Raw genomic sequence first — 12,553 nt, forward strand, 5'->3', positions numbered from 1 at the left:
CAACCACGACGGCTGTCCGGACTGGACGACTGCCGGAAGCTCGCCGACCGCTACGCCGACGGTGGGCCAGGGCCGAATTCCTCTCAGGCCCCGTCGGCCGCACCGCCTGCCCCCGGGCGCAGCACCGGCAGTCCGGCTCGCAGGCGTTCCAGGAACTCCGGCACGTCGATGCTCTCGCCTTCCACGTCGACGACCTCGGCGACGAACGACTCCACGATGTTCGCACTGCCGAAGTCCGCGTCGTCATCGTGGCCGTAGTTGTCCACCAGGCGGGCACCAGGAGCGGAAACGCGGAGATCGTGGTCGTAGTTGATGACCCATGGGGTCTCGATGGTGCGGGTCTCCAGGATTCCGTGGTTGTAGTCGCCGTAGACAAGATGCGTGAAGGTGCCCTCCTGGATATAGATCTCGCAGTCACCACCCTCCAGGGTCTCCGCCCGGGTGGTACCGCCGACGTAGAGCCCCGGCAGAGACCCGTAGAGCGCGATCGGACCGGACACCGTCAGATCGCCGGTGACGACGACCAGGTCCACGCCGTCCAGACTTCCGATCCCGGCGACGGCTTCGAGGAAGCCCCCCTCCAGGACCAGATCGCCGTCGAAGAGCAGGACGTCGTCGTATTCGCGCTCGAAGGAGGCGGAGAGAGCCGGCACGAGACGGGTGTTGGCCTCCGCGAAGGAGAGGCGTTCGGGTACGGAGTTCTTGGTCATGCGGGCGACAATAGGACACGGGTACGACAGTCTTTCGATGTCCTTCTGGTCATCGGGCGCACGGCCCTGTTCCCGGGCCCGCAGGCGGAGGCCGTTCGGCCCTCCGGAACACAGCGGAAGCCGCACACCGGTCGGCCTCGGTCGAGGTGGGACGCGCTCGGCGACGCGGCTTCGACGCCGCAACCGACGCGAACGCACGACCTGACCCTGACGGCGTAGTGGCGCAACTGCCCCGGGACCTGACCGTCCTCCGGGGAGTGGCCGCGGGCGCCCGACGCCTCTTGTCCGACGCACGCAATGCCGGCCGCCGCGAACCGAGTGGTGCCTCAGCTGTAACGCGCCGTCACCAACACCCCTTACTGGACGGCGAGTCCGTCATGCGACGATACGATCAGGCCAACTGGCTTACAAATGCGGTGAGTATGGAGACAAATATGAGCAGCAACGACGCCGACTTCCGTAGGCGGATCCGATCGGACGTGCCGCACTCCGCACGGGTGTGGAACGCTTGGCTGGGTGGTAAGGACAACTACCCGGTTGACCGTGACCTGGCCGACGCGGTCAGCGCGGCCTACCCGCAGATGGTCGACATCGCCCGGGCATCGCGTGCGTTCCAGATTCGCGCGGTCCGGTACCTGGCCGGGCTGGGTGTGCGTCAGTTCCTGGACGTGGGAACCGGCCTGCCGGTGGAGAACAGCACTCACGAGGTGGCGCAGAACATCGTGCCCCAGGCGCGGATCGTCTATGTGGACAACGACCCGATCGTCCTGGTCCACGCCGCAGCGCTGCTGACCAGCGCTCCCGAGGGCCGGACGGAGTATGTGGAGGCGAACCTGTCCGAGACGGATCAGGTGGTGGACGCGGCCTCCGGGACGCTGGACCTGTCGGAGCCGGTGGCTGTAATGCTGCTGTCGACTCTTGGACACCTGTCCCCGGCCGACGGCATCGACGTCGTCCAGCGGTATATGTCCCGCATGCCGTCGGGAAGCTACCTCGTACTGTGCGACACGGTGAAGACGCCCGCCACGCTGGCCGCCGAAAAGGCGTACGCATCGGGCGACAACCCTCCTTACCTGGTGAGGGAGCCCGAGGAGATCACCGGATGCGCCGAAGGTCTGGAACTGGTTGAGCCGGGCTTCGTTTCGATCGCGCAGTGGCGGCCGACGGACGAGGAGCCGGTCCTCGTCGACCAGTGGGGACTCGTCGCCCGCAAGCCGTAAACCTCCCGCGCACCGACAGATCTACGACCATCTCGAAGCAGGGTCGGCTCACCCGGCAACAGCACGAAAACCTCGCGTAGCTCGGGGTTGAGCGGGCGTGACAGCCACCATCGGCCCCGGATCCCCTTGGCCCGGGAACCCGTACTGTCGGCCCGGCCAGGTCGGGCGCCGACCCTGCTGCAACACGACGTCACGACGCTTCGCCCCCTCGTCGACATGCCGCCGGTAGGGCCTGAAGATACGCCCGGTGTTCTCTTCACCAGTGATGACCTCGGGTCAGCGACTCACGTAGTAGCGGAGGGACCGGCGCCCGGCACCCCCGATTGCTGGGCATGGCCGGGTCTCTCAAGGAACGGAGCAGAGTCCGTGAGGTCATCTTCTCTCAGTAGGAACCTCGGCTGTCGCGCCGCCCGTCGCAACGGCTTCGCCGACGCCTGTCGGCGCATTCACGTCGGGCGGGCACATTCCGTGCTCGGCGCAGTCAGTGCCGACGGCACCACCCGGTGCGGCTCCCTGATCAACGAGATCCTGCGCGAGAGCGGCAGCGCATCCGAAGCGGTCCCTGGTCGAGCCGCGGACCAAGATCACCCGCGGGACCGGCAGCAACTCGTTCGATGAGCTACCAGCCGCCGTACGGAGTCGAGAGCGGGCGGGCTCCTAGTCGAGGCCTTCCGCCTTGAGGTCGTAGACCAGCAGGAGCGTCCGGTAGGACTCGTCGGGTACGTCCTCGCACGCCTTCGGCCGATTGAGGAGCGTCGACTGGTTGTCCAGAGCCCGCTCGCACGTGGCTCGCACCTCCTCTTCGGACTGTGTGCAGGCGGTAAGAGCCGTGACCAGGAGTGCCGCTGCGAGTGCGGCGGTGGTGGTCGTGCGAGTGCGCATGATCTCCCTTGAGGCGGTACGTGACGAGGGAGACATTGTCGGACAACAAGGGCCATCGGAGACGGCAGTTGACGCCGTATGCACTCGGACGGGTCACCCTGGAGAAGCGGGCTGACGGTCATGCAGTCGGCCGACGTACTCGTTCGCAGGGATCGGGTTCACCGGAGACGTACACCTTCCTGACGGCGATAGGTCACCGTTGTACGGGGCGGCGGGATGGCGGGCCTTCGACCAGGTGGGCTGAAGGGCGGGGGCGGCAAAGCAAAGGCATGCACACGGAAGAACCCGTACACCCTCGGTTTTGCCCGGCGGCCACAGGTCACCACCGGGATGATCTCTGATTGACCTCAGTCCTGATAGAGACGGGGCAATGACATCAGCCCCGAGGAAGGAAGATCTTGCCCACCGAGACACTGCAGATTCCCACCGAGGACGGCCGGGCCGACGCCTTCGCCGCTTTCCCCGCCGGTGGCGAGCGGCACCCAGGGGTGCTGCTGTACATGGACGCCTTTGGCGTGCGACCCGTACTGAGGGAGATGGCCCAGGAGCTTGCCGAGCACGGGTACTACGTACTCGTCCCCAACCTCTTCTACCGGCACGGCCCGGCGCCGGTGATCGAGCTCCCCGAGCACATCGGAGAAGAGGCCCGCCCCGCGGTGTTCGCCCAGCTGATGCCTTTGATCGAGGCACACACCGCCGAACGTGCCCTGCGTGACGCCGACGCCTATCTCCGGTTCCTCGGCAGCCGGCCTGAGGTCAGCGCCGGACCGGTGGCCGTGATCGGCTACTGCATGGGCGCCGTCCTGGCGATGCGCACCGCGGCGGCTCATCCCGACCAGGTGGCCGCCGTCGCCGGATTCCACCCCGCCCCCTTGGTCACCGACGCCCCCGACAGCCCACACCGCCTCGTCTCCCAGCTCACCGCCCAGGTCCACCTCGGACTCGCCGAGAACGACAGGTCGACCGAGGCCATCAGCGAGTTCAACCAGGCCCTGGATGCCGCAGGCGTCAGCTACACCTCGGAGATCTACCCCGGCACCGTCCATGGATTCACCATGTCCGACACCGACGCCTTCAACCCCTCCGCACTGCAGCACCACTGGGACCGTCTGCTTCCCCTCCTCGACCTCGCCCTGACCAACAGCTGACACTCGCGGCTCCGGATCCCTCAGCCGTCTTTGTTCGCATCAGCGGGCTACGGTGCGCGGCTTCTCCCGCACCTTCGCCGACTGCACTCCCGGCCATCCCGTCGATCGCCTCTCGGTGATCCCGTCACCGGCCGCCGCACTTCGGTGCCCGGACCGGCGGCAGCAAGCACGATCCTGCGCCTGCTCAGCCCCTCCCCCGAGCCCGATGCCCCGTACCGTCCCATCCCGTCCCTGCGTCTGGCCGGTGTCGATGCGTACACCGCGCGCAAGCGGATCCCGGGTCAGTGTGACCGGTTCTGGGCGCGGGCCTCGGCGGCGGACTTCAGCTCGCGCAGCCATGATTCGAGGCCCTCGCCGAGGATCTTGGTCGCGGTGGGAACATCCGCGTCGACCTGGGCGCCGGTATGGGTCTCCTCGGTGCTCACGCGGAAGCCTCCCCTGACCTCGGTGAAGTTCCACACGTGAACGCCGTCGATGTGCAGCCCTTCACCGATCGCGGGGCCCGTCCAGCGGATGCACGAGTGGTGCTTGAGCTGCTGGACGGTCGAGGTGATCTCCAGGCCGGTGGCGGGAGTCGAGGGGTTGGGGGGTATCGGGGTCGTCCACCGGAATGCGGAGCCCTTGCGGAAGGGGCCGTGGTCGAGGCGTTCCACGGTCTCGACGGGGGTCTGCCAGGACGGCCAGCGCTCCACGTCGGTCTGCAGCTTCCAGATGGTGTGCAGCGGGGCGTCGATCACGATCTCGGTCCGATGGCGGACGAGAGCGTCCGGGTCGACGCCCTTCCCGCGGCAGGTGAGGGACTTGCCGGAGTGGGAGGCATGGGAGCCGACGGCGCCGGCGGACGCGGCTGTTGCGCCGAGGAGACCGAGGACGAGCGGGACGGTGAGCAGGGCGGCGGGAATGCCAGTGCTGTGGACGCCGGACATGGAGTTCTCCTCTGCCGATGGGGCGTGAGCGCTGTCTGTCGGGCGGGGCATGCGGCTGTACCGCGCACCCATCGAGATAGATGCTCACGCGTTCGTTAATGGTTATAACGCTTTGCAGATCGGCGGGTCAATGGGTTGCGTGATAGCTTCTAACCAACCCTTGAGGTTGTAGCCGGATGGATGGGAACGGTGGCAGACCATGGCGACGACGGGCGCGAACACCCCGCGGGAGCGCTACCGGGCCCAGGTGCGGGCGGAGATCACAGAACGCGCCTGGGAGCAGATCGCCACGGCCGGGGCGTCCGCGCTCTCCCTGAACGCGATCGCCAAGCAGATGGGTATGAGCGGACCGGCGCTCTACCGCTACTTCGCCAGCCGCGATGATCTGATCACCGAACTCGTCCGTGAGGCGTACCGAAGCCTCGCCGAGACCCTCCGTACGGCCTTTGCCGATGGCGTCGACCTGGCCGGGCTGGCACACGCCCTGCGCGGCTGGGCGCTGGCGGACCCTCAGCGGTACTTCCTCGTCTACGGCACCCCCATCCCCGGCTACCGTGCACCCGCGGACACCACCGCCATCTCCTCCGAGATCATGACGACCCTCCTCGACGCATGCACGGCGCTCGCCCCGCTCAGCGCCACGACACCCTTCGGTACCTACCTGGAGGACCACCGGGACTGGGCCGCCGGCCACTCCGCCCCGCCCGAGGCACTTCACCGGTTCCTGACCTTCTGGACCCGTATGCACGGCGTCCTGTCCTTGGAGCTCGCCGGCCACTTCGCCGGCATGGATCTCGACCCCGCCCTGCTCTTCGCAGCCGAACTGGACGACCTGCTGACACCCCGATCCTGACGTCGCACGCCGCGCAACGCTCCCATCCGGCCCGGAGCCCGATGGGGGGCGAGAGAAGCTGCGCCGAGTCAGAAGGCCGGAGGCCGCGCTGCACCCGGGCCAGAACCGTGATGGGGGGATGGCCCGGGAGCCGGAGGGCGAGGTGGGAGGCCGAGTTCGCCGCGCGTACCGGGGCGGCGGTCGTGTCGAGCGGAGCCCTCGAATAATCCTGTGCCGTGCAGGTCGGTGGAGGTGCAGAATCGTTCCATGGCGGAGATACGGGCGTTCCGGGACGCGGTCAGTGGCTGGGCCGCCGGTGGTCCCGGCGGGCCGGCGAGTGATCTGGCTGTGGGACTGGGAGTGCGAACGGCGGTACTGGTGGAAGGGCTGAGTGACCTCGCGGCTGTCGAGGCACTGGCCGCACGGCGCGGCCGGGACCTGGCCGCCGAGGGGGTGTGCGTCGTGTCGATGGGCGGGGCGATGAGCGTCGGCCGCTACGCCGGCCTCCTCGGGCCGCCCGGCCTCGGCCTGCGTCTGGTAGGCCTGTGCGACGAGGGTGAGCAGCGCTTCTTCGACCGCGGCCTTCAGCGGGCACGGGCGCCACACCGGGACATCTTCGTGTGTGCGGCGGATCTGGAGGACGAACTCATCCGCGCGTTGGGCCCCGCGAGGGTCGCAGAGGTCATCCGGGCCGAGGGCGACTTCCGCGCCTGGCAGACCTTCCAGCACCAGCCCGCGCACCAGGGCCGTCCCCGGCAGCAGCAGTTGCGGCGCTTCCTCGGCACGAAGAAAGGCCGCAAGATCCGCTACGGCCGTCTCCTCGTCGAGGCCCTCGAACCCGGACAGGTACCGGCCTCCCTGGATGACCTCCTCATGAGCCTGTGAATGGGGGGACGAGGAGGGCTGCGGTGGCAGAAGGTTCTCTCGCCTCCACGCGCTCTGCTCCGGCGCGGACGACCCGCTCCGCCTCTCGCACTTCTGGGCCGGCGTGCTGGGCTGGGAGCCGGCCGACGATCCCCACGACGGCATCACCCTCCTGCCGCGTCATCGAGCCGGGCAACAGCTTCCTCCGAAGTTCACCTGGGGCGGCCCGCCACTGATGCCGGGGGCAGACAAGGGCCGGCTGCATTTCGATCTCGCCCCCTCTGTCCATGGCGATCAACGAGCGGAGATCGACCGTCTCGTCTCCCTCGGGGCGACTCGCGTCGGCCTCGGCCGGGCGGCCAGGTGACGATGGCCGATCCCGACGGCCGTGAGTTCTGTGTGGTGACCGCCCCGTGGCACGCCCGTCCCGGAGGCAACGCCCCCCTCACTGCGGGGAGATGCGTACTCGCTCGGCTCACCGACGTACACGACCATCGCTCTGCCGCGGTTCAGGGGGGAGCAAGCTCAGAGGGTGCCGGGCGAGCTGTGATGGACCGCCGCCCCTGCTCGCATTACCCCCGACGTAATCGACGCCTCAGCAGGGCCCTGCCAGGCTTGCCGCCATGACGCACACCATCACCGCAGACGCCACCCGCGCCACCGTTCAGGAGTTCCTCTCCCTCCGCCTGGCCGGGGACACCGAGGGGCTCACCGCGCTCTTCGCCGACGACGTCGACTGGCTGCTCGCCGAGAACCCCGCGGTCCCCTGGATCCGACCGCGCTCCACGGCTGCCGAATGTGCCGCTCAGTCCGTGGAGTTGGCCGAGTACACCGTGGCCGAGGACGCCCGCGCGTCTGTCAGCACGTTCCTTGTCGACGGCACCGAGGCCGTCCTGATGGGGCACCTCTCGGGGACCGTCCGCGCGACGGGCAAGTCCTTCGCGGGCCCCTTCGCGCTGCGTCTCACCGTCGAGGGCGGTCGGATCACCCGGCACCATCTGTACGAGAACAGCCTGTCGATCGCGGAAGCGTGTGCTCCCTGACGACGTGGCCCACCGCGCGAGGCTGCGTACATCGTTCCTGACGAGGCAATACGCCCGAGGTCTGCACGCCTCCGGCGAGGAGGAAACGGATTCGGGCCGACGGACCCATGCCCATCGACCTGCGGGCCCGCCCGACGAGTCGCCGCGGCAAGGCGGGCCACGCTGTCCGAAGCCCTGGCCGAGCCCAGAGGGGGTGCCCCTCCTCCAACCGGTGGCGGGCCAGGTCCTCATCCCAGGAACGCCGCGGTGGTCGCCACGAACTGGTCCGCGTCGTCGAGCCAGGGGTAGTGACCCGCCCCTGACTGCACCACCAGCGTGGCATCGGGGAACAGTGCCGCGAACTCGGCCACGGTCCGAGGAGGGCTGTTCAGGTCGAACTCTCCGCCGAGCAGCAGGACGGAAGCCTCGCAGGCGGTGAGCATCGTACGAGTGGCCTCCGGGCTGAAGGCGCCTTCGGCAGCGAAGCCGGCGACCGCCTCGCTGTTGCGCGGCCGGCCGGCCGCGCAGTGCTTCTGCGCCGCGGCATCCCACCGGCCGCAGAAGAAGGGAGCAATGGCCTCCCAGTTGCTGCCGGTACCTTGGGTGATCGCTTCCAACGCGGCGAACGCCTCCGGGAACCACGGCTCGTTCTTCCGCCGCGCCGCGAGCTCGCGGCGCGTCTCCCCGGTGATCGCTACACCGACAGCTCGGGTTCCAGGGCCGATCAGGGCGAGCTTGCTGACGTTCTCCGGGTAGCGGGCCACGAACTGCGTCGCGATGTTCGCGCCGGCGGAGTGGCCGAGCAGATCCATCCTGGCGAGACCGAGGTGTTCGCGCAGCGCCTGGACGTCGTCGACAAGGCGGTCGCAACGGTAGGAGGCGGGGTCCTGGGGAATCGCTGACTGACCGGTACCACGCAGGTCCAGGACAACGAGCTGACGATGCATGGACAGACCGCCGAGGTCGCCGAGGTAGAGAGAGTCGGCGGGACCGCCCGGGATACAGACGACCGGGTCGCCTTCTCCGTGTACGCGGTAGGAGAGCTGGGTTCCGTCATATGCGGAGAAGGTGGGCATGCTGAGGATCCTGACAGCCATAACCACGTTATACAACCAGGTTATGGCAGTGGACGCTCGACGTGTATAACCGGGGCATGGCAGCCGAAGAGAACACGCATCAGACCCCCGAGGCGCTGACCGAGACACAGGCCGAGCGGATGCTCGCCGACATGAACGAGGTCATCCGCGCAGGTGAGGAGATGCGGGAACTGCGTGCCGAAATGATCAAAATCTTTGCCGGATTCGGCTGGACCCAGAACAGGATCGCCCGGCTCACCGGCATGAGTCAGCCCGCCGTATCGAAGCAGGTGACGAAATACCGGGCGGGCGACCCGCTGCCTCCGCCACGGCTCTCCCTCGATCAGCGCGACGTGCCGTGGCTCGAAGGACGTCTGTGGGGCCTGGCCGAAGAAATCTCCGAGACCCTCGGCTCCGCCCGCAGCGCCCACTACGTCAACGCCCTCGCCAGAGGGAAGAAGCGCTTCACACCCCGGAACGTCGACGAGCTGCGCCGCCTCGTCGAAGAGGACCTGATGCTTCACCGGGCAGAGATGTCCGGCAGCTGCCGAAAGGCGTACGACGAGATCAGCCGCGGCCTCGACATCCCCGCGAAGGTCACCGCCACCGCATCAGCCTCTGTGCGTCGCGCCCTCGCCTGCCAGATCCAGCGCGAACAGCTCAGGAACGCCCCCTGAGTCCCTGCGGTCTCACGAGCGACCAATGCCGAAGAGACAGGTTTCACGTCCGGCGTCATCGCAGTGGTCCGCCCCGAACCACTGCGTGGGACAGTTGAGTTGTGGACCTTCCCGTCAGCGCCGAGGAGACGAACGACAGATGATCGAATCCGGTACCGAGGCCGTCGGATCGCCGACCTCCGAATTCGCCGGTGGAGTCGTTGATTTCGCGCTCACCCCACGCAGCCGCGAGTACCCGGACGGCTTGTACGTCGGGCTCCTGGGCTTCCCGGACTTCCTCCCGTACGCCCGGATCGTGATCGAGAGCGGTCCGGTGCCGCCCGGCCTGGGCATCGACGAGGCCAGGGTCACCGATGTGCTCGCGTCGAACATCGCCGCGGCCGGCACCGGCGACCCGCTCTACGCGCATGCCCCGGACACGGCCACACCGCGCGGCTGGACCTGGCATCACGATCCGCTGGAGCGCCGGTTCCTGCTGCTCCCGGTCGACGTCAAGAACAACATGGTCCACCACGGCGGTGTGTCCACCATGCGTGCCAACCGTGCCAGGACGGGTCTGTGGAGCCCGGTGGAGCAGCCACGCGTTCCAGCCGTGATGCGTACCGGGAACGGCTTGAGCGACGGCGACCTGAGTCATCTGGAGAGCAAATACCTGGAGCACCGGCTCCCGGAGAGCTACCGCACCTTCATGATCGAGAACGGCGGCGGTCCACCGGAGCACGCGATCGTGCATCCCGATCGCGGGTTCGTCCTCGACCAGCAGTTCTTCAACCTCTACGGAGAACCGGACCCTTACGACCTGCTCGACAACGCGGTGATGATGGCCGACCGTCTGACGGCCGATTACCTGCCGATCGCGTGGGTCCAGGGCGGCGCGCTGGTGCTGAAGTCCCGCGGCACCGAACCCGGTTCGATCCTGTACTGGGACAACGACGACCGCAGGACGCAGCAGGGCGACACCCCGGAGAGGGGCGTGTCGCGGTTGGAGTACCTGGCCGACGACATCTTCACGCTGCTGGAGGACGAGCTGATCGAGGTTCCCGCCCAACTGGAGGAGATCTCCCGGTCGGCGGTCTCCGGTGGCTTCTTCCGGCCGGTCACCCTCGACAACGCCGGCGCCGGACTGCCGGCCGGCCTGCGCGCGTAGCGCCACACCACGAAGGGAACGGACGGAGAACGCGGTACTTCGACCGCGTGCGGCAGCTGCTGCGCGGCGCGGTCGTCCCGGCGATACCGCTCCGCGAGCCGAACGGCCCCGTCCATGAAGGCCGATCCCGCCGTGCCCGTCGACCTGGCCGCCTACCGGGTCATCCAGGAGGCGTCGTGCGCGCCCGCGCCGGGCCGCCCTCGGGGTCGAGGTCCCGCCGGCTGGTCCGGGCTTCCAGCACCCTGACGACGTACAACCGGCCGAACGCCGCCGCAGACGGGCGCGGCACATGGCGATCATCAGGTCTGCTGAGACTGCCGCACCCGCCGCATGATGACCTCGCGCTGCCGCGCCCGTATCGCGCCGGGGCAGGCGTGCCCACCCCAGGCGCTTCCGCCCATGGCGTGGGTGCCCAGGCCCCGCCCCTTCGGGGAGTCCGTCACCTCAAGGGGCCAGCCGTGCTCACGGGCACCCCAGACGTAGACGCGGGCCACGGAATCGACCTGCGCCGTGGTGAGCGGTTTGCCGGCAAAGCCCGAAGTCTCGATCGACACCCATTCGACATTGCCCGCGCGCTGTGTCCAGGAGCGGTGGTGGACCGATACGTACTGCTCGATCTCGCCCGCCCGGGACACCCAGAAGTGGGCTGAACTCTTCGTCGCGGGGTCGGAGAACCGATCGAACAGCGAACCCTCGCCCTCCTGTACGTGCAGTATCAGACCCCGTTGCCCCTCCCGCCCGCCCCGGCTGAAGTTCGCGCCGATCGGCTTCCGGGCTACGCCGGGCATCCATCCGGGCGGCGTGGGAGCGGGGGGCGCCGCCGCGGCGCGGGGCTGCTGGACGGCGCGTTCCTCCGGAGTCTGCGGGGCCTGCCTGGCGGACTGCCCCTGCCGGCGGAGGACGATCGCAGACACCGGAGCGAGGAGAACCCCTCCCCCGAGGATGAACACGCCGCGCCGGGTGGGTCGTCGGTGCCTCCGCGTCACCGGTACCCCCACGTCGGCGCGCCGGGCACAGTTCGGCTGTTGCATGGGGTGGACATGCCGTCCAACATGACCCGTGAATGCGATCACCACTCCATGGCCATGTGATGAAACGGCAACAGCACGGCCGAACCGGGCGCTCGGCGGAGGTCTACGCGGTCCTGCCCGTCCCGAGCCGGCAGTCCCCCGAGGACGAGATGTCCGGCCGAGGATTCATTCCGGCCCCGGCCCTACGGGACCCCTGAGGCGCTCGGCCAGGAAGGCGATGATCTCGTCCCGGGCTTGCACGGTGGGGTGGCCTTCCTCGTCGACGAGGTGTGCCGTGACGACGCTGTGGGCGCAGCCGACGACGTCGCGGAAGAACGGCGGCGGGTCCGTGTTCGCCGTCTCGGCCTTGAGTACGCGGCCGTCGAACGCGTCCCCGAGGAGCGCTCGGTAGGCAGCGAACCGCTGGCCGGTGCACCATTTGTCGTTGTCGAAGCGGTAGGCGAGGACCTTCAATCCGTCTCGCTCCACGCGCTCCGCCACGGCGACGGCGTCTTCGTCGCTGATCTCCAGACCGCCTGCGTCGTCGAGCGGAAGCGACGGATGGTTGACCACTGGTGCGATGACCGCGAGTTCGAGCGCCATGGTCAAGGCGAAGTTGCCGGTGAAACACAGGCCGACGGCACCGACACCGGGCCCGCCGCGCTCGGCGTGTGCCAGGCGGGCGAGGCCGCGCAGCCAGGTGACGACGGGGCTGGTGCCTCCACCGGCGAACGCCCGGAACTCGGCACTGACACACGCGCGTCGGACCACCGTCTCGTGTGCCCCGGCCAGCGGATAGGCCCCGTCGACGCCGAAGAGGGACGGCAGGTACACGGAGAAGCCGGCATCGCGCACCCACCGGGCGAGCCGCGCGACGTCGGGGCTGATCCCCGGCATCTCGGGCAGGAGGACGACTGCCGGTCCTGACCCGGCGACGTACACGGTCCTGTCGACGTCATCGACGCCGATGGTTCTCCGCGAGAAGTCGTCCAAGGGGTCGTTCTGTCCTCGCATGATGGTCATGACCGAGATCATGATG

General features: G+C 68.6%; 15 protein-coding genes. 8 read left to right on the forward strand and 7 right to left on the reverse strand.

Translation table 11 applies throughout. The features are described from left to right. Positions 1–83: 83 nt before the first annotated feature. Complete coding sequence (locus tag OG251_RS38315) at positions 84–710, reverse strand: hypothetical protein (protein ID WP_326681884.1); 627 nt, start codon at positions 708–710, stop codon at positions 84–86. A gap of 434 nt (positions 711–1,144) precedes the next feature. Here OG251_RS38315 and OG251_RS38320 point away from each other — a divergent pair, with 434 nt between their 5' ends. After that, positions 1,145–1,930 carry an SAM-dependent methyltransferase gene (locus OG251_RS38320; protein WP_326681885.1) on the forward strand — a complete coding sequence of 262 codons (786 nt, stop codon included), beginning with the start codon at positions 1,145–1,147 and terminating at the stop codon, positions 1,928–1,930. A 657-nt stretch (positions 1,931–2,587) separates the two neighbouring features. Here OG251_RS38320 and OG251_RS38325 read toward each other — a convergent pair. Next, entirely contained in the window at positions 2,588–2,812 is a 225-nt protein-coding gene (locus tag OG251_RS38325) for a hypothetical protein (RefSeq protein WP_326681886.1), read from the reverse strand. 398 nt (positions 2,813–3,210) lie between these two features. On the opposite strand from OG251_RS38325, the gene OG251_RS38330 reads away from it, so the two are divergent. After that, the gene (locus tag OG251_RS38330; protein WP_326681887.1) at positions 3,211–3,960 is read left to right on the forward strand and encodes a dienelactone hydrolase family protein; all 750 of its coding nucleotides are present in this window, start codon (positions 3,211–3,213) and stop codon (positions 3,958–3,960) included. Positions 3,961–4,241: 281 nt separating this feature from the next. On the opposite strand, the gene OG251_RS38335 is transcribed toward OG251_RS38330, so the two are convergent. Beyond that, the gene (locus OG251_RS38335) at positions 4,242–4,886 is read right to left on the reverse strand and encodes an SRPBCC family protein (RefSeq protein ID WP_326681888.1); all 645 of its coding nucleotides are present in this window, start codon (positions 4,884–4,886) and stop codon (positions 4,242–4,244) included. Positions 4,887–5,085: 199 nt separating this feature from the next. On the opposite strand from OG251_RS38335, the gene OG251_RS38340 reads away from it, so the two are divergent. The 4 genes from OG251_RS38340 to OG251_RS38355 all read left to right on the forward strand — a co-directional run bounded on the left by OG251_RS38340 (position 5,086) and on the right by OG251_RS38355 (position 7,625). Next, positions 5,086–5,739 (forward strand): TetR/AcrR family transcriptional regulator, encoded by a 654-nt coding sequence (locus OG251_RS38340; protein ID WP_326681889.1) that lies wholly within the window; start codon positions 5,086–5,088, stop codon positions 5,737–5,739. A gap of 246 nt (positions 5,740–5,985) precedes the next feature. Further along, positions 5,986–6,603: a TOPRIM nucleotidyl transferase/hydrolase domain-containing protein gene (locus tag OG251_RS38345; protein ID WP_326681890.1), complete on the forward strand. Its 618-nt coding sequence runs from the start codon at positions 5,986–5,988 to the stop codon at positions 6,601–6,603. Between the two features lie 103 nt (positions 6,604–6,706). Continuing rightward, positions 6,707–6,949, forward strand: a complete 243-nt coding sequence (locus OG251_RS38350) for a VOC family protein (protein WP_326681891.1) — start codon at positions 6,707–6,709, stop codon at positions 6,947–6,949. A 256-nt stretch (positions 6,950–7,205) separates the two neighbouring features. Next, positions 7,206–7,625 carry a nuclear transport factor 2 family protein gene (locus tag OG251_RS38355; protein ID WP_326681892.1) on the forward strand — a complete coding sequence of 140 codons (420 nt, stop codon included), beginning with the start codon at positions 7,206–7,208 and terminating at the stop codon, positions 7,623–7,625. Between the two features lie 227 nt (positions 7,626–7,852). Here the strand turns inward: OG251_RS38355 and OG251_RS38360 are convergent, their stop codons facing one another. Further along, the gene (locus tag OG251_RS38360; RefSeq protein WP_326682764.1) at positions 7,853–8,680 is read right to left on the reverse strand and encodes an alpha/beta fold hydrolase; all 828 of its coding nucleotides are present in this window, start codon (positions 8,678–8,680) and stop codon (positions 7,853–7,855) included. Between the two features lie 77 nt (positions 8,681–8,757). Here OG251_RS38360 and OG251_RS38365 point away from each other — a divergent pair, with 77 nt between their 5' ends. Both OG251_RS38365 and OG251_RS38370 read left to right on the forward strand, forming a co-directional pair. After that, positions 8,758–9,357 (forward strand): sigma-70 family RNA polymerase sigma factor, encoded by a 600-nt coding sequence (locus OG251_RS38365; RefSeq protein ID WP_326681893.1) that lies wholly within the window; start codon positions 8,758–8,760, stop codon positions 9,355–9,357. Between the two features lie 139 nt (positions 9,358–9,496). After that, positions 9,497–10,504, forward strand: a complete 1,008-nt coding sequence (locus tag OG251_RS38370) for an HNH endonuclease (protein ID WP_326681894.1) — start codon at positions 9,497–9,499, stop codon at positions 10,502–10,504. A 160-nt stretch (positions 10,505–10,664) separates the two neighbouring features. Here OG251_RS38370 and OG251_RS38375 read toward each other — a convergent pair whose 3' ends face one another. The 3 genes from OG251_RS38375 to OG251_RS38385 all read right to left on the reverse strand — a co-directional run bounded on the left by OG251_RS38375 (position 10,665) and on the right by OG251_RS38385 (position 12,537). Next, positions 10,665–10,793: a hypothetical protein gene (locus tag OG251_RS38375; RefSeq protein WP_326681895.1), complete on the reverse strand. Its 129-nt coding sequence runs from the start codon at positions 10,791–10,793 to the stop codon at positions 10,665–10,667. Between the two features lie 10 nt (positions 10,794–10,803). Beyond that, positions 10,804–11,418, reverse strand: coding sequence for an N-acetylmuramoyl-L-alanine amidase (locus OG251_RS38380; RefSeq protein ID WP_326681896.1), 615 nt, complete (start codon positions 11,416–11,418; stop codon positions 10,804–10,806). A 282-nt stretch (positions 11,419–11,700) separates the two neighbouring features. Beyond that, positions 11,701–12,537, reverse strand: coding sequence for a dienelactone hydrolase family protein (locus OG251_RS38385; protein ID WP_442818447.1), 837 nt, complete (start codon positions 12,535–12,537; stop codon positions 11,701–11,703). Positions 12,538–12,553 lie beyond the last annotated feature (16 nt).

This window comes from Streptomyces sp. NBC_01237, assembly GCF_035917275.1.
In the GTDB taxonomy this organism is placed as follows: Bacteria; Actinomycetota; Actinomycetes; order Streptomycetales; family Streptomycetaceae; genus Streptomyces.